Origin of the sequence: Enterococcus sp. AZ062, assembly GCF_051715065.1 — a bacterium.
GTDB lineage: Bacteria > Bacillota > Bacilli > Lactobacillales > Enterococcaceae > Enterococcus_B > Enterococcus_B mundtii.
This window is the reverse complement of sequence record NZ_JBIOTB010000001.1, coordinates 1,609,460-1,626,269: the sequence shown is the minus strand read 5'-3', so window position 1 is coordinate 1,626,269 and position 16,810 is coordinate 1,609,460. Positions and strand designations below refer to the sequence as shown.

Sequence of the window (16,810 nt, the reverse complement as noted above, 5' to 3'; positions counted from 1 at the left end):
AGCAAGCCAACTGTTCAGCGATGATCCGCTGCATGGATGGCTTGCTTTAAATTTTTTGTTTCGATTTCTAACGTCTGATTATTTTCAAATGAGATCAAGGTAGGAATAAGTGTTAATTTTTCAAGTTCTTTTTGATCTTTTTCAAAGAGAGCGAGCCTTTGCCTGATTTTATCTGGTGAGTCTCCGCGAAGTACAAATCGTTCATACAACTTTTCTTTTGCTACTGTGATGAAGACAGGTACGATACAACGACCAAATTGTTCATACAAGTGCCAAAAACCTGGGGCTGTAAGGACCGTGAAGCAGTCACCCTGTGCAAGCTTCGTTGAGATCTCTTGTTTACTTGAGCCATAATAGTGATCGGCGTACCGATCCCATTCGGCAAATTCCTGATGGGCGATCATTTCTTCAAAGGTCTCTTGAGAAACAAAATGGTAATCAAGGTGATTTTTTTCATTTTTTCGTGGGGGGCGGGTCGTATACGTAATGATCTTTTGTTGTGGAGAAAAAATTGCATGAGCTAGTGTCGTCTTTCCGGAACCAGAAGGCCCAATAAATACATAACATTTATTCATAGGAAATATTCCTTTCTATAGTTACATGATCAAAGACATGTACATAACTAATATATACCGAAAAGTGGAAATCTGTCATTTAAAATAAAAAAACTTAACCAATTTAAACAGGTCATCTGTCCAAACCAGCCAAGTTCAGTATACTTAAGACTCTAGATAAAAGATAGCTTTATACCAGTATTCCAGTAACAATTGCGCTTAAAAAGCTGACTAATGAAGCGGTGAACAAAATTTTCAATCCATGTTTTGCTACAAGATTACCTTTTTCTTCATTCAACCCTTTCATTGCCCCTGAAATGATCCCAATTGAAGAGAAGTTCGCAAATGATACTAAGAAGACTGATAAGATAGCGGTGGTACGTTCTGTAAATTCAAAAGTCCCAGTCGATAATTCAGTCATTGCTACAAACTCATTTGTCACTAGTTTTGTTGCCATGATACTACCGGCATCAACCGCTTCTTTCCAAGGAATCCCACTGATAAATGCAAATGGCGCAAAAATATACCCTAAAATCTGTTGGAAGGTAATCCCAAAAATCCCGTTGAACAAGGCATTGATCATAGCAATCAAAGCAACAAAACCGATCAACATTGCAGCCACCGTGATCGCTACATGGAAACCATCTAAAATATATTCGCCTAACATTTGGAAAAATGTTTGTTCTTTGTCTTCTTCAATCACTAATTCATCTTCTTTTTCGTCTAACTCATAAGGATTGACGATCGAAGCAAGAATATACCCACCAAAAAGATTCAACACTAAAGCAGTGATCACGTATTTTGAATCAATCAATGCCATATAGGAACCCACGATGGACATCGAAACAGTTGACATTGCAGAAACACTCATCGAGAACAGACGCTTTTCTGTCAAGAAAGGTAGTTCCTTTTTGATGGAGATAAAAACTTCTGATTGGCCTAAAATTGCTGAAGCAACACCATTATAAGATTCTAATTTACCCATTCCGTTGATTTTACTCAATCCTAAACCGACTGCTTTCATAAATAAAGGAAGAATCTTGATGTAACGCAAAATCCCAATAATTGCAGAGATAAAGACGATTGGCATCAACACATTCAAGAAGAATGGGGCACTTCCAACGTTTGCTACACCCCCAAAGACGAAATTGACACCTTCACCGGCAAATGCCAATAAGTGATCAAATAGCTTGGCTAGCATCGCAACAACCGCTGTACCAAAAGTCGTACGTAATAAAACAAATCCAAACGCAAATTGCAACACGAGCATGATGATCAATGGTTTGCGTTTGATGGCTTTTCGATCGCTACTGATCAAAACCGCTAACCCAAAAATTAAAAGTAAACCTATTATTCCAATAAACTGACTCAAAAAAATCACTCCTTACCAAATTCCGTTTAATTCTACATGTTATTTTTAAAGAATACGAATCTTTTGAGAGAAATTTCATGAGATTTTTAGACTAAAGCGTATACATGGAAGAGAGGGGAAAGACAGGTGTCTTTTAATGGGGAGGAGTGGATCAGGAAATCCTAAATTATTGATTTACTTTAACGGTGGTGGCATATATATCTACTTATATTTATTAGCTAACTATGACCTGAACCTGTTAGATAAATAACACCTTTACTTTATTATTTTCCTTTGAAACCTGTAAAAGTCAGAAATAGAAGCAGCTTCTAAAAAAAGAGTACCCACAAAAATTTGAGCAATTTTCATGGATACCACCTTATTTTTCGAGGTAACTTCTATTTTTCTATCTTAGCCATCTTCGAAGAATTATTTATTGATAATACAAGTTTTCTGAAGGGTAAACAGGCGCACTAGTGATGTCGATACCTAATTGTTTCAGGTTTTGTTCATCATTCTTATTGATCATCACAGTTGAATGTGCTTGCGCACCTTCAAGTTCTGCTAATTTTTCATAAGCAACTTGTGCGATTGGATTAGTTACTGCACTGATTGATAAAGCAATCAACACTTCATTGAGATTGAGTGTATCGATCGAAGAGTGCAATGCCTTGCTTTTAAGTCCTTGGATCGTTTCCAAGACGAGAGGCGATAACAACGGAATGTCATCAGAGATGTGGGCGAGATATTTGATCGCATTCAAGACAACAGCAGCCGAAGCATCCATTAATTGACTTGTCCGACCGGTAAGGATCACTTGGTCAGGAAGTTCGATCGCAATCACTGCCATCGGTTCAGTACTAGTCGCTTGACTAGTTTTTGCATACTCATGAGCAGGGGTCACGACTTTACGGTCTTCGGGACGTAAACCGACTTCCTCCATGATCAATTTGATACGATTGACGGCATCTTCATCTGTCAAACCTTTTTTAAAGTCACAAGCCGTTTGGAAATAGCGTCTGATGATCTCTTGTTTCGAGGCTTCCTGTACGACTTCATCATCCGTGATACCGAAGCCTACGCGGTTGACGCCCATATCAGTAGGAGACTGGTAGACCGATTCCTTACCAGTGATTTTTTCGATGATCCGTTTAATGACTGGGAAAGTCTCTACATCACGATTGTAGTTGACTGCCACCTTATTATAGGCATCAAAATGAAAAGAATCGATCATATTGACATCTTTCAAATCGACTGTTGCTGCTTCATAGGCAATGTTCAAGGGATGTTTCAATGGAACATTCCAAACAGGGAAAGTCTCAAATTTAGAGTAACCTGCTGCATTGCCTTTTTGGCTTTCGTGATACAGTTGGTTCAAGCAAGTAGCTAATTTCCCACTACCTGGACCAGGAGCTGTCACGACAACGATTGGTTTCGTTGTTTCGATGTATTCGTTCTTGCCGAAACCCTCCTCTGAAACGATTTTTTCAACATTGATCGGATAATCCTCGATTTCAGCGTGTTTATAGACTTTGATATTCCGACGCTCCAATTTATTGATAAATACTTTAGTTGCTGGCTGTCCGTTATACCGGGTGATCACTACACTATTGATCGATAATCCATATCCTCGCAATTCATCGATCAAGCGCAAGATATCCATATCATATGTGATCCCATAATCACCACGAATCTTATTCCGCTCGATGTCACCAGCATACACACAAATCAAAATCTCCGCTTGGTCACGCAACTTTTGCAATAATTTGATTTTAGCATCTTCTTCAAATCCTGGTAAGACACGTTTGGCATGCTTATCATCGACTAATTTTCCACCAAATTCTAGATACAACTTATCATAATGATGAACGCGTTCAAGAATATACGCAGATTGCTCTTCGATATACTTTTCTGAGTCAAAACCAATTTTTTTCACTTGTTTCCCTCCTTAGCTACTCTCGCATTTTTTCATTTTTTGAAGGTTTCGTCAACTATCAATTAAGTATATAAAGAAATTTCAAAGAAAAAACAAAAGAAACATGCTTGTCTCAGAAGGCATTCATTGGTATGATAGGTTTGATAAGGAAGGTGTCCTATGAAAAAAAGACAAAAAAAGAAAAACGCGTACAAACAGTATATACGCTCAATTTTTACAGGATATGAGCATATGCTAGAAGATAGTGAACTAAATGAATTAAAGTTCTCTTACTTAAATGAAGAAACATTACTTACACGAGATGAAAACCAACGCATCCATTTTACAACAAGAGATTTACCCAAAAAATAAAGCTAAGAGCGGGGAATCGCTGACCCGCTCTTTTATGTTTTCTAACTTTCAATTAATACGAGTAAAAGTAATTTTTGTTCTAAGTCAGCGCATACTTAGTAACACTTTTTTCTTAGAAAATGATACTATTGGATTACATAGAATAATTGATGGAAAATTGATGCGTTCAAAAGCAAGAGGAGGCCAGTAAGATGATAGACCCACAGACGAACGAACATTATGATGAAAACGAACAAGAGGAAGCATCTTCGTTTTACGATATCAAAGAAAAAGCAAGTATGAATCTTTCACAATTATTAGAAGATCTACAAGCTTTTGAACAAGCTGTCCGCGAGGAGAATATTCCCGCGATCTATCAGTTATACAATGGACGCTTGAACGATGAGCTTAAAAAAAGCTCAAATGAAAATCATGAGATCGATCAGCTGTTGATGCGTAAGATCCATGACCGTTTCTTGCAAGAATTTCCCTTCATGAAACACACAGAGACCATCTCTCCGACGATGAGTTATTACCAGATCGGCACCTATTTTCATGAGCGAGCAACGATCGGGATCGATGCTAGCTTACCTGAAATCTTTGTATTACCGCAAATCGATGAGGAATGGGAGAACTACGCGACACAACAAACCCATGATTTTGATAAAAAAATCAATGAGTTAGAGGCAAAAGTGATCACTGCAAAAACAGAGATCGAGCGTTTAGAAGAGGCCATCAAAGAGATCGATCGACAAATCACTGAGTTAGATGATACGAAAGGATTCTTAAATCGTAAAAAAATAGACGAAGAAATCCAAGCGTTAGAACAAAAGAAACAAGCACTCGAAAATGAAAAATTAGGTTGGTTGCCTTATATCGAAGAACCAGAAAAAATCCAAAAACAAAAGCAAACCTTATTACATGAAGAAAAAGCGGACCAGTTACGCGCTGCGATCGTTGAAAAAGAACAACGTCAAATCAAAAAGTATTTTGGTGACATGGAAGGTTTCAGACAGTCGATCCATCGTTTCTTGATGTCGTACCTTGGCAGTGAAAACCCTGAAATAGTAGAAGAGGGAGGGGACGAGTGATGACAAAACAAGAAGATTTAGACCTACAAGAAGTAACAGCTGAAAATCATGGAACGACCGAGCCAGTAGAAGAAGCATCAAGCACCGACAAAGAGATGGCGAATGAAGTAGAAGAAATTCGCGAAGAAGCCAAAATCCATGAAAAAGAAAAAGTCGTCCCAAACTCGACGAATCAAACAGATAATGCGCGTTCAACGATCGAGCAAGCGGTCAATGAAAATCAAGCATATCTTTCTGGTAAACAACATGATCACGAAGACATCGTTGACTTGATTGCAGCCGCAGAAGAAGAGTTAGCTGATTTACGATTACGCAAATATTTGATCGAAGCGGATTTCAATGAGTTATTGGTCGCATATCATCGCTATGTGTTAGAAGATACACCGATTTCTGCCATTGCTAAGACAAGTTTGATCGAATACTTCGCTTACGAGATATTAAAACCATTGAATGATATCGGCTTGGAATTATCCAAACAAGCATATGATGTATGGGAAACAAGATATTTTTCAATCAATTATAGTTTGACCCCACAAAAAGAATTGATGTTCTCATTTGTGTTACCGACGATCGACCAACGATACCAAGTAGAATCCATCAATTTGATGCGAGTATCCCCAGAACAAATGACGATCGAGATCGATGATGACCGAGTGTTAGCATTGATTCGTCATTGGTCTGTTGAACGAGTGTTTTCGGCTAGTCAGATCACGATTTTCAATCACAAATTGAATCAATTATTTGCTTATGCACGTAAATTAGGCTTTACGGTCGATCAAACCTTGTTAGACAACACGAAGCCACTAAGATTAGATATTGCAAGTAAGTTTCCAGCCACGCAAGAAGTGTTAGATGATATTTTTATTGTCACAATGAAAAATCCACAGTATGATATGGAGAAATTAGACGACACGACTTATAAGGTGTTGCTTGATAAAGGACAGTCGCTCCAAATTTCTCTTAAAGACACAACACGGACAGATCTAGCGATTTCTTCTGGTGACTATCATCGTTCAGTGATCGATTTCTTTATCAATTATGAATTTTTAGTACCTTTGATGGTTCGCAAAGATTGATGGAAAAAGAGCAATCGTGCGATATATATTTCAGAATGATCGACTCAGATGATCGATGAAAAAAGAGCCAAGGAATCGGGTTTCTCCTTGGCTTTTTTATACTTAGGAGGAGTAAAATGAAAAGAATAGGAACCAGTTTGCTCATTGTCTGTTCGATGTTGCTTTTCTTTACCGGTTGTACAGATCAAGAGACAAAAAAAGCGGATCCAAAACCGTCATCCATGGTGTCGAATGAAACAGCAACTATCACCTTGCAAGAAGATGGGGTCGATACCTTAGTAAAAAAAGTGACTTTCCATACAGGAGAAAACCTACTGGATGTGCTGGAACAAAACTTTAGTGTGGAAGAAGACAAAGGATTTATTACTTCGATCAATGGCCAGAGCCAAAATACTGAAGAAAAAAAATATTGGATGTTCAGTGTGGATGGTAAAAATACAAAAATGGGCGCAAAAGAAACGATTTTAAAAAATAATCAAACCGTCATCTTTAATTTAGATACTCTTTGATGTTGTTAAGAATGAAAGGAAGAAAAAGCAATGGAGAATTTGAAGAAGAGCGGAATGTTTTCTGTATTGGCAGCGTTAGGTGCTAATCTCTTAGTTGCGTTTAGTAAATTTGTCGGTTATGCCATCAGTGGCAGTGCCGCTATGTTGAATGAAAGTATCCATAGTATCGTTGACTGTAGCAATCAGGTATTACTACTAGTCGGTGACAAACGTGCGAATCGTGGTCAAAGCGAATTACACCAATTTGGCGAAGGACGAGCAAAGTATTTTTTCAGTACGATTGTTGCCATGATGTTGTTTTTTGGTGGGGGCGCGCTAGGTGTGATGGAAGCTTTTGAAAAACTTACCCATCCCGCCCACGAAGTTGGTAATCCTTGGATCGTCATCCTGATTCTATTATTTGGTCTAGCTGTAGAAGGGAGTTCATTACGAATCGCGATGAAAGAAATCCGCGAATTGAACACTGAAAACCTTTCAATCATGCGCTTTTTACGTGAAAGTCGCCACAGTGAGATCCTCGTGATCTTCACCGAAGATCTCTGTGCTGTAATTGGTCTCGTTCTTGCTTTAGTCGGCACCGGATTGACCATGGTGACAGGGATTGCAGCTTTTGATGCCATCAGTGGACTATTGATCGGCTTTCTATTGATGGGTGCTGCTATCTTTCTGGCAAAAGAATTTTATAGTTTGATTATTGGCGAGAGCGTGACTACAACAGATTTGAAAAAGATCAAATTTGCTTTTGAGCGAAATGAAGTGAATCGCGTTATTGATATCAAAACTGTGCACTTAAGTCCGACAGAGATTTTAGTTGCGGCAAAAATCGATCTAGATGAAAACAAAGAATACCAAGTACACATGATCATCAATGATATTGAGCGGACGATCCGTGAACAATTAAAGGATAAAAAAATCTACATTTACATTGAAACAGATAAATATGATCCAAATTATTCGCAAATAAAGAAAACACAAGAAACGACGATAGAGAATGTCGAGAAATAATTTAGAAACTAGTGTTATTTTTTACTTATAAAAAAGTTTGATGGCAAAAAAACAACTCGTTTATATATAGAATAAAATCATCGGAAAAGTAGGAGGAAAATGAATTTCCTCTTATATTTTCCGATGATTTTTATTTTTTTTAATAGTTGTGCTTTGAAAATGAGAAAAATATCATGTTGTTTAACGATAAAACGGCTACATTTTTATTTATTTATGTTACAATTAGTCCGCTATTTATTTGTTGTAAATTGAAGGAGATATCGTTAATGAATAAACAGAAACGGGCGCCTTGGCAGGATTCGCTACATGCTTCGTTGCCACTTTGCCTTAGTTATATCCCAGTTGGGTTAGCTTGCGGAGTCTTACTGCAGCAAGTTGGCTTTGATCCACTCTTAGCTGGTCTATTATCTATCTTAGTATTTTCTGGTGGCGCACAATTCCTAGTTGCCTCTATGTTAGCCACACAAGCGCCATTTTCAACTACACTTTTGATGGTTTTTTTCTTAGAACTACGGTATATTTTGCTAGGGTCGAGTCTTTCAGGCTTTATGAAGAAAGAAAAGCGATTCTTTTTAGTTGTGTTTTCTCAATCATTGAATGACGAAAATTATGCAGTCAATTATTTGAAGTATTCCACTGATCCCACTTGGGACAAGCGAAAAGCTTTATATGTCAATTGGTTTTCAATGGGGGCATGGGCGATCAGTAACATGGTCGGAAATATTTTTGGATCAGTGATCCGAGTGGATACGGATTTGGTGCATTTTGCCTTAACTGCTATGTTTATTTTTATGTTCATCATGCAAATGAAAAATGCTTTACTCATCTTCACAGGGATCTTTTCTGGGATACTCAGTGTCTTATTCATGGTACTTTTCCAAAACACTTTCGGTTTGATCGTTGCAACGTTGATTGCTTCTTCGGCGGGTTTTGTATTAGAAAGAGCCTTCAAGAAGGAAAAAGAAAAGAAATCCAGCAAAGAGACCCAACCTTTGAATGAGCCATTGTTCCATTTCCCAGAACAGGAGGTGCAACATCATGACTGAGTGGTACTTGTTGTTATTGGTGATCAGCTTATTTGTCGTTGCCTACATTCCACGAGTTTTTCCTATGCTTTATTTCACACATCGAAAAGTGCCTAAATGGTTTAGCGAATGGATGAAATATGTACCAGTTGCTTTGTTTGCAGCGTTAGCCTTCAAAGATGTTTTTATCACGCATGAACATTTAGATATTGCGTGGAACATCAAAATCGTTGCAATGCTATTTGTAGCAGGTGTTGCTTATAAGACTCGCTCAATGGCGTTGTCTGTCATTACAGGACTTGCGTCTGTGTTTTTATTATCAATGTTATAGAATTTCTTAAGCTTCTCCAAAAAATTGGGAAGCTTATTTTTTTGTTTTCCTCAACGAGTTGTCCTCCATGTTTTTTTTGTTATAATAGGGAAGATGTTTATTCTAATAGAGATAGTTGAGGTTGACATATGAATAAGAAATTGATGCAAGGGACATTTTGGCTTACCTTTGCCAATCTACTCTGTAAAGTTTTAGGTGTCGTTTATTTGATTCCTTGGTTAAGTATGATGGGAAACAATCAAGATGGCATGTTAGCAACTACCCTTTATAATGTGGGCTATTTACCATATGGCCTTTTCCTGATGTTAGGTACTGTTGGGTTTCCAAATGCGATAGCAAAAAAAGTCGCGGTGGCGACAAAAAATGGAGATGAACAAGCTTGTCGGGTCATTTTTCGCAGTACGATCAATATCATGTTCGTTATCGGGATCATATCTGCCGTATTGATGTATTTGTTTGCTCCCGCTTTGGCGAAAATCAGTCCGATCTCGAATGTCGATAACGGTATTTTGGCGATTCGTAGTCTCTGTCCTTCCTTAGTAGCGATCCCAGTATTAAGTGCGATGCGCGGTTACTTCCAAGGGAAAAATCATCTTCGCCCTTACGGTACTTCCTTGATCATTGAACAGGTGATCCGTGTAATCGTGATCTTAGCTGGTACGTATTATTTGCGTGTGTTGACAGATGGCACGATTGTGCAAGCGGTATTGATCAGTACTGTTGCTTCTTTCTTCGGTGGACTTGCGGCTATTGGTCATATGTTTGTTGTCGGACGGCAAAACGATTATTTCCGTTTAAAAGATTTCTGGATCTCAAGTCGCTATTTCCAAAAAGACAATCGTTCTGCGTCTGTTTCGATCATTCGAGAAACCTTACCATTCATCTATGTTGGTTCGGTGATCACGATCGTGCAAATGATCGATCAGGTGACGATGAAACCATTCTTACATTTATTCAGACCGGAAATTGCCGACCAACAACTCGAATTTTTGTTTAGTCGTGCATCAGTCAATCCGAACAAATTGACACTGATCTTGATTTCAATGGTCGGAACGGTCGCAATCAGTAGTCTGCCGATCCTAAGTACATTAGGAAAAAAAGACCGACTACAGATTGAAAAAACAGTCGGGGACAGCTTCTCGATTGCTTTATTGATCCTTTTGCCTTCGCTAGCAGGGATGTCCTTATTAGCAGGACCGTTATACACCTTGTTTTTTGGCTATGATCCAGAGAGTGTCGGCTACTTCCAGATGGCACTTTTAGCTTCCTTGTTCTTCTCGTTGTTTACGATTTTATCGACGATGCTCCAATCATTGAATCATCATTTGGTTGCGATCAAACTGACAACAGAAGCTATTATTTTAAAAGTCGTATTCCAAGCGATTGGGTTAGCTTTATTTGGCGGATACGGAATGAGTTTATCTAATACAGTGGCTTTTGCTTTTGTGTTTGTTCGTGGGTATCTTTATTTATCAAAAGAATACCGCATCTCGCCATTCGCAAAGATCAGTCATTTCTTCTTGAAGACGTTTCGTTCGACAATGGCCATGTTGCTTCTATGCTGCATTCTTTTCTTCGTGTTGAGTCTTTCCTTATCCATGACATCAAAAACGCATGCAGTCATTTATTGTGTGGTGATCGGTGGTGTCGGCGGCTTGACGTTTGCCTTTGCCCAATTTGGCAGAAATGCCATGCAAATGGTCAAGAATTTCAGACGATAAAGGGATGAAGTGGCAAGCACCAGTGATTCTATAGGTAACTAAGAGTGCACGCTAATTTCAAATAATAAGCCAGGACTTGAGAAAAATTCTTTCAAGTCCTGGCTTTTATTCGTTCTTATAAAGGATGAAAGTGATAAAAACCTTAGATTTTAATAAAAAACATGGGTTGCTTTTTCTATAATCCGGACAAAGGTTCAAATCTTTTCTTACTTATGATATAGTATTAAGGACTGGTAAAATTCTTTGAAACGAGGAACTTAAATAAATGAAATTAGCAATCGTAACTGACAGTACAGCTTTCCTGCCAACACGTATCAAGAACCATCCTGATTTATATGTGATTCCAATCCCTGTAATCTTGGATGGAAAAATTTATAACGAAGGCATTGACATCGAAGCAGACGAATATTACGGACTATTGAAAAACAGTAAAGATTTTCCAACAACTTCCCAACCTGCTGTAGGTGAAGTTTTGGCACTATATGAAGAACTAAAAGCCAAAGGCTATGATACGATCTTAAGCATACACTTATCAAGTGGGATCTCTGGATTCGTCAATACATTATTTGCGATGAAAGACGACGTCAAAGAGATGACGATTGTTCCTTATGATTCGAAAATCACCAGTATGCCAATGGGGCATATGGTTGAATCTGCTTTAGACTTGAATGATAAAGGTTATTCACTTGAAGCCATATTAGCTCACATCGATCGAATCAGAGACAATACATACGCCTATTTGATCGTTGACGACTTGAACAACTTAGTCCGTGGAGGTCGCTTGACTAATGGTGCTGCGCTGATCGGGGGGCTATTGAAAATCAAACCGATCCTGACTTTTTCGGAAGGGAAGATCATTTTATTCGAGAAGATCCGTTCAAGCAAAAAAGCTTTTGCCCGTGCAGAACAAATCATTGGCAAACGAAATGAAGAAATCAAGCCACCAGTAAAATTGTATGTGATCCATGCAAACAATTTAGAAGTTGCCGAAGAAGAAAAAGCAAAACTTCAAAAACAATACCCACAAGCAGAAATCGAGATCGGCCACTTTGGACCAGTGATCGGTAGTCACTTGGGTGAAAAAGCGATCGGTATTGCGATCTCTGCACAATAAAAATGCCAGAAAGCAAAAAATAAAAAAAATAAAAGAACAGTTTGAGCAATGATTTGCTTGGACTGTTCTTTTTGCATTTCTCACTTTATTATCTTATACTATCTTTAATTATCTAGTAATTTACTAAATCACTAAATTACTAAAAAGGAGTAGAGAAGGATGGAAATACCAACAAATTTGAAACATAAACCAGTGATCGTCGTTGAAGATTATGATAAAGTTGATGGCAGAAATGCCTTGCATACAGATGCAAAAGGACTGTCTTTAGGATTAGCTCAGTGGAATGATCGAGGCAAAGTCGATATCTCAGGAAAAGTGTGGCGTCATACAGGAGAAAAGTGGTCACGTCAATCAGAAGAATTACCGATCACTCGTATTCTTGACTTAGCGATCTTAGTGGCGCAAGGAAGTGTTTACTTCCAGGATGCCTACCGCCATGAAAAATTTTACGACCCTGAAAATCCTGTCGTTGATATCATCGGTTTGCAAGGAAACCGGATGACGGTGGAAGTGGACACAAAAAATCCTAAAATCGATGAAGATATCATGTTATACTACGATGCTTTACAAAAAGATGGCGAATTACTTGGTGAACGTTTTCGTATCTTGAAACGTCTATTAGACGATCTAGGGTATTAATGTTATAAGGAAGTGTTTAATCATGGAAAACTTTTCACTCACCAATCAACGAACGTTTACACCGATCGAAAAACAAATGATTTGGAAAAAACCAACAAGTCATCAAACAAGTGCTGAAGAGCTGCGTATTGCAACTGAAATCAAAGCAAACTGGCTAGATCCGGAAATGAAAATCAGCAATGTGCTATTAGAAGGGGATGCAGGTTCTGGGAAAACGCAATTAGCAAAAGCTTTGTCTTTTGATCTGCAGTTACCTTATACGAAAGTAACATGCTTTGCTGATATGGATAAATCAGATGTCTTTGGTGCGTTACTACCTGTCATTGATTCAGACCAAGAAGAGGATCAAGAGTTATTGACCGCTATTTATCAAACGGATACATTAGCTGCGGTATTGACGTTGATCGAACAATATTACTCCGTCGATCCACTCACGGCAAAACAGAAATTAGCCGATCTCGTGCAACGAATCGAAAACAACCAAGAAAGTACGATCCACTATAAATACTATCCGTCAGAAATCGTTCGTGCCATTGAAAAGGGCTATCTTTTAGAAATCCAAGAGCCGACTGTAATACGTGATGCTTCGGTCCTTGTCGCCTTGAACTCTGCCTTAGAAACAAACGGTTTGTTGAACTTACCTACTGGTGTGATCAAACGACACCCAGACTGTATCATCATCATTACAACCAATCGTAACTATCAAGGGAACCGACCATTGAATGAATCGCTTCGAGATCGTATGCAACATGCTGAGAAAATGGATCTGCCAGAGCTTTCAGTCATGGTGGAACGTGCTATCAGCAAGACACAAGTTAACGAGCCGATACTTTTATTGAAAATGGCAGAAGTGATCCGTTTGTTAGATGAAACTGCAAAAGCAAATGCCATCAAAGGTGTGGCAGGTATGCGTTCTTACTTTTATTGGGTCAATACAATGAAACAACATCAAGACATTTTCGTATCGCTCTATCCCAAAGTCTTATATAAACTGACGACTGATCCAGATGAATTACACATTTTGACGACTGCACTAACTGATAGTGGGCTTTTAGATGAACTGAGAGACTTACTTCGTCAAAAGAAATGGGGGGACTTATCAGACGAATCCCCACGAATCAAAGGACGGACCATTCGTGCAGAAGAAGCGATAGAACGTCAAATCGATCAGTTGGCAGAAGAAACAACATCGCTTGCTGAACAACCCTCAGAAAAAGAGGAAGTGTTGCAAGAAGAAGAACAGACAAAAGAAGCAACGGCGAAAGAAGAAACTCCGACTGACACGTTGCCTTTATCGGAAGAGCGGAGCCAGGAAGTCGAAGGACGAAGTCAACAACAAAACCAAGCAGATGATGAATCCCAAGAGATGTCAGCTTCAGATATGGAAGCCTTGGACAAACAGCTCAAGCGTGAACTCAACAAAGAAGCGCGGCAGCTGATGAAAGGTACGATCCATGAAAAAGAAGGAATGATCGTTCATCGCCCTAAGTTTACTGTCATAAATCCTGAAGTAGCGACTATCCGACAAGAAATCGATCCGATCGTGGATTCATTGAGTCGGCAAATCCTTGATCTTTTGGAAAATGAACAAAGTGAAACTTACCAAAAAGGAAAGTACGAGGGACAACGTTTTAATGCTAGTCGAGTAGCTTATGGTGATTTACGGCAATTTGATAAAAAAAATCCCCCTCATGAACAACCTTCTTTGGCAGTGGCTCTACGAATCGATGAATCTGGTTCGATGGTTCGTGAAGACCGCATGATAGCTGCAAAAAAAGCCGCATTTGCTATCGCCGCATTTGCTAAAAAAGTACGTATTCCTTTGTTGATCTATGGAGATACAGCAGATGTTTCGACAAGAGAAAAAACATCTGTCTTTTCTTACAAAGAATTTTCGGATTCATTTGAGTGGTTGGAACAGAAATTAGTGACTATGAAGCCAAGACAAAATAATCGTGATGGCGCAGTCTTGCGTCTGATTGCTGGAAAGCTGACAGAACAACCTGCGACAACCAAACTGATCGTCAACATCAGTGATGGCCAACCTAAAGCTTTACCTGATTATACAGGCGCTAAAGCAAAAAAAGATATCCAAGAAGTGTTGACTGAATATGAACGCCAAGGTATCGTTTTTATTTCTGCGGCAATTGGACAAGATAAGGAAGAAATCAAAGAAATCTATGGGGCAAGTCGCTTTGTCGATATTACCGATTTATCGACATTTCCCAAACAATTGATCCAATTGATTTCTCGTTATTTATAAATGAATAGTAAGCGAATCTCAAAGATGATGAGTGACTCATGGTCTTTGTCATTCGCTTTTTTGAGTTTTTTCATTTATTATAAGCACTAATCCGCCTGATGTTAGCATAAAAAAGTTAACGTTAACAGATATGTAACCGCTTGAAATTGAGCTATAATAAAGAAAAAAGGGGGATAAGCATGAAGCAGACAGAAAAGTGGTGGAAAGAAGCAGTTGGTTATCAAATCTATCCAGCGAGCTTCAAAGATAGCAACAACGACGGTATTGGTGATATCAACGGGATTCGCCAAAAACTTAGCTATTTGAAAGAGTTAGGGATCGACTTTATTTGGATCAATCCTATTTATCAGTCCCCATTTGTCGATAACGGCTATGATATCAGCGATTATCAAGCAATTCTCAAGAAGTTTGGTACAATGGATGAGTTTGATGCTTTATTAGCTGAAGCCCATCAGATGGGGATAAAGATCATCATGGATCTAGTCATCAATCATAGTTCCGATCAGCATGAATGGTTTATTGAATCTCGTCAGTCGGTCGATAACCCTTACCGCGATTACTACATTTGGGTCGATGGTACACCTGATCAAGCCCCGAATGAATGGCAGTCGATCTTTGGTGGTTCAGCATGGCAATACGATGAGCAAACTGGTCAATACTATTTACACATTTTTGCGAAAGAGCAGCCTGATTTGAACTGGGAAAGCGACAAGCTAAAAGATGAACTCTTCACGATGATTCGCTGGTGGTTAGATAAAGGGATCGACGGATTCCGCTTAGATGCAATTTCTCATGTAAAAAAAGATGAATATTCTGTCAAGGCAACTGAGAACCCATTTTCTCCTTTTCAAAATGTCTCCGGCATCGAAGATCATTTGACAGAATTAAAAAATGTCTTTGATGAATATGATATTATGACGGTAGGAGAAGCGAGTGGTGTATCCGCAAGCGAAGGTCCTGAGTGGGTAGGCGAAAACGGCTATTTTGATATGATTTTTGAGTTTGACCATATTTCGATCTGGAAACATGAAAAAGATGGGGATCTAGATGTATTGAGTTTGAAACAATCATTGAGCGCTTGGCAACGAGCACTGGATGGCAAAGGTTGGAACGCTCTTTATATGGAAAATCATGATGTGCCAAGATGTGTGTCTGTCTTTGGAGATACGTCTCCTGCATATTGGCAAGTTTCTGCAAAAGCAATCGCCATGATGTATTTCTTTTTGCAAGGCACACCGTTTATTTATCAAGGACAAGAGATCGGTATGACGAATCTGCCATTTTCTTCTATTGATGAGATCGATGCAGTAGATTCGAGAAGACTTTATCAACAATTGCTTGATGAAGGATGTTCTGAAGAAGAAGCATTGGATATCGTTGCCAATACGACAAGAGATAATAGTCGTACACCGATGCAATGGAATGATCATTTGTATGCTGGTTTTTCTGAGGTTGCCCCTTGGTTGCTCGTCAATCCGAATCATCAAATGATCAACGTTGCTGATCAAACCAATGACCCCGAATCGATTTTATCTTTTTACAAAAAAATGATTGCTCTACGTCGAGAAAACAAAGGGTTGGTTTATGGTAGTTTCAACGAATACCTACCTGAAAATGAACAGCTCTTTGTCTACGAACGAGTCCTAGAAGAAGAACGTTATCTGATCATCGTCAACTTGACTGATGAAGCAGCGACTTATACATTACCAACGGAAATTGAAACAACTTGGGAAGTATTATTGGAAAATCAATCCGGTCAAGAATTTCAATCAAGTGGTACATTCGCCCCCTATGAAGCGCGTCTTTATCGAAAAATTTAGCTGACATGAAAAAAAACTACGAACATAAGAAAGGGAACACCCTCT

15 protein-coding genes are annotated in these 16,810 nt (G+C 38.8%); 12 read left to right on the top strand and 3 right to left on the bottom strand.

The window, feature by feature from the left end:
* Positions 1–14 precede the first annotated feature (14 nt).
* The 3 genes from IGJ00_RS07660 to IGJ00_RS07650 form a co-directional block, all read right to left on the bottom strand.
* Complete coding sequence (locus IGJ00_RS07660) at positions 15–575, bottom strand: guanylate kinase (protein WP_071867071.1); 561 nt, start codon at positions 573–575, stop codon at positions 15–17.
* A 169-nt stretch (positions 576–744) separates the two neighbouring features.
* Entirely contained in the window at positions 745–1,926 is a 1,182-nt protein-coding gene (locus IGJ00_RS07655) for a NupC/NupG family nucleoside CNT transporter (RefSeq protein WP_065095829.1), read from the bottom strand.
* Between the two features lie 412 nt (positions 1,927–2,338).
* Positions 2,339–3,841 (bottom strand): DUF1846 domain-containing protein, encoded by a 1,503-nt coding sequence (locus IGJ00_RS07650; RefSeq protein ID WP_074799013.1) that lies wholly within the window; start codon positions 3,839–3,841, stop codon positions 2,339–2,341.
* A 159-nt stretch (positions 3,842–4,000) separates the two neighbouring features.
* Between IGJ00_RS07650 and IGJ00_RS07645 the strand changes: the two genes are divergently transcribed.
* From IGJ00_RS07645 to IGJ00_RS07590, 12 genes are all read left to right on the top strand, one after another.
* Positions 4,001–4,192 (top strand): hypothetical protein, encoded by a 192-nt coding sequence (locus IGJ00_RS07645; protein WP_010735437.1) that lies wholly within the window; start codon positions 4,001–4,003, stop codon positions 4,190–4,192.
* Positions 4,193–4,383: 191 nt separating this feature from the next.
* The gene (locus tag IGJ00_RS07640; protein ID WP_074799012.1) at positions 4,384–5,262 is read left to right on the top strand and encodes a viral A-type inclusion protein; all 879 of its coding nucleotides are present in this window, start codon (positions 4,384–4,386) and stop codon (positions 5,260–5,262) included.
* Positions 5,262–6,338 carry a hypothetical protein gene (locus IGJ00_RS07635; protein ID WP_071867067.1) on the top strand — a complete coding sequence of 359 codons (1,077 nt, stop codon included), beginning with the start codon at positions 5,262–5,264 and terminating at the stop codon, positions 6,336–6,338. The genes IGJ00_RS07640 and IGJ00_RS07635 overlap by 1 nt, the downstream gene beginning before the upstream one ends.
* 116 nt (positions 6,339–6,454) lie before the next feature.
* Complete coding sequence (locus tag IGJ00_RS07630; RefSeq protein WP_071867066.1) at positions 6,455–6,847, top strand: DUF4430 domain-containing protein; 393 nt, start codon at positions 6,455–6,457, stop codon at positions 6,845–6,847.
* A 30-nt stretch (positions 6,848–6,877) separates the two neighbouring features.
* Positions 6,878–7,852 (top strand): cation diffusion facilitator family transporter, encoded by a 975-nt coding sequence (locus IGJ00_RS07625; protein ID WP_438844287.1) that lies wholly within the window; start codon positions 6,878–6,880, stop codon positions 7,850–7,852.
* A gap of 266 nt (positions 7,853–8,118) precedes the next feature.
* A complete protein-coding gene (locus tag IGJ00_RS07620) occupies positions 8,119–8,898 on the top strand; it encodes an AzlC family ABC transporter permease (RefSeq protein WP_438844286.1) in 780 nt (259 codons plus the stop codon).
* Positions 8,891–9,208 (top strand): AzlD domain-containing protein, encoded by a 318-nt coding sequence (locus IGJ00_RS07615; protein WP_019723212.1) that lies wholly within the window; start codon positions 8,891–8,893, stop codon positions 9,206–9,208. The genes IGJ00_RS07620 and IGJ00_RS07615 overlap by 8 nt, the downstream gene beginning before the upstream one ends.
* Positions 9,209–9,336: 128 nt before the next feature.
* Positions 9,337–10,929 carry a polysaccharide biosynthesis protein gene (locus IGJ00_RS07610; protein ID WP_071867062.1) on the top strand — a complete coding sequence of 531 codons (1,593 nt, stop codon included), beginning with the start codon at positions 9,337–9,339 and terminating at the stop codon, positions 10,927–10,929.
* A 265-nt stretch (positions 10,930–11,194) separates the two neighbouring features.
* Complete coding sequence (locus IGJ00_RS07605) at positions 11,195–12,043, top strand: DegV family protein (protein WP_019723210.1); 849 nt, start codon at positions 11,195–11,197, stop codon at positions 12,041–12,043.
* Positions 12,044–12,202: 159 nt separating this feature from the next.
* On the top strand, positions 12,203–12,682 hold the full coding sequence (locus IGJ00_RS07600) for a DUF6530 family protein (RefSeq protein WP_010735448.1): 480 nt from the start codon (positions 12,203–12,205) through the stop codon (positions 12,680–12,682).
* Positions 12,683–12,704: 22 nt separating this feature from the next.
* Positions 12,705–14,945, top strand: coding sequence for an AAA family ATPase (locus tag IGJ00_RS07595; protein WP_260697503.1), 2,241 nt, complete (start codon positions 12,705–12,707; stop codon positions 14,943–14,945).
* Between the two features lie 179 nt (positions 14,946–15,124).
* Positions 15,125–16,765: a glycoside hydrolase family 13 protein gene (locus tag IGJ00_RS07590; protein ID WP_438844285.1), complete on the top strand. Its 1,641-nt coding sequence runs from the start codon at positions 15,125–15,127 to the stop codon at positions 16,763–16,765.
* Positions 16,766–16,810 lie beyond the last annotated feature (45 nt).

Coding starts and splice junctions, on each gene's coding strand:
- IGJ00_RS07595 (WP_260697503.1), top strand. CDS start 12,705: ATGGAAAACTTTTCACTCACCAATCAACGAACGTTTACACCGATCGAA.
- IGJ00_RS07590 (WP_438844285.1), top strand. CDS start 15,125: ATGAAGCAGACAGAAAAGTGGTGGAAAGAAGCAGTTGGTTATCAAATC.
- IGJ00_RS07605 (WP_019723210.1), top strand. CDS start 11,195: ATGAAATTAGCAATCGTAACTGACAGTACAGCTTTCCTGCCAACACGT.
- IGJ00_RS07630 (WP_071867066.1), top strand. CDS start 6,455: ATGAAAAGAATAGGAACCAGTTTGCTCATTGTCTGTTCGATGTTGCTT.
- IGJ00_RS07600 (WP_010735448.1), top strand. CDS start 12,203: ATGGAAATACCAACAAATTTGAAACATAAACCAGTGATCGTCGTTGAA.
- IGJ00_RS07620 (WP_438844286.1), top strand. CDS start 8,119: ATGAATAAACAGAAACGGGCGCCTTGGCAGGATTCGCTACATGCTTCG.
- IGJ00_RS07615 (WP_019723212.1), top strand. CDS start 8,891: ATGACTGAGTGGTACTTGTTGTTATTGGTGATCAGCTTATTTGTCGTT.
- IGJ00_RS07610 (WP_071867062.1), top strand. CDS start 9,337: ATGAATAAGAAATTGATGCAAGGGACATTTTGGCTTACCTTTGCCAAT.
- IGJ00_RS07660 (WP_071867071.1), bottom strand. CDS start 575: ATGAATAAATGTTATGTATTTATTGGGCCTTCTGGTTCCGGAAAGACG.
- IGJ00_RS07640 (WP_074799012.1), top strand. CDS start 4,384: ATGATAGACCCACAGACGAACGAACATTATGATGAAAACGAACAAGAG.
- IGJ00_RS07635 (WP_071867067.1), top strand. CDS start 5,262: ATGACAAAACAAGAAGATTTAGACCTACAAGAAGTAACAGCTGAAAAT.
- IGJ00_RS07625 (WP_438844287.1), top strand. CDS start 6,878: ATGGAGAATTTGAAGAAGAGCGGAATGTTTTCTGTATTGGCAGCGTTA.
- IGJ00_RS07645 (WP_010735437.1), top strand. CDS start 4,001: ATGAAAAAAAGACAAAAAAAGAAAAACGCGTACAAACAGTATATACGC.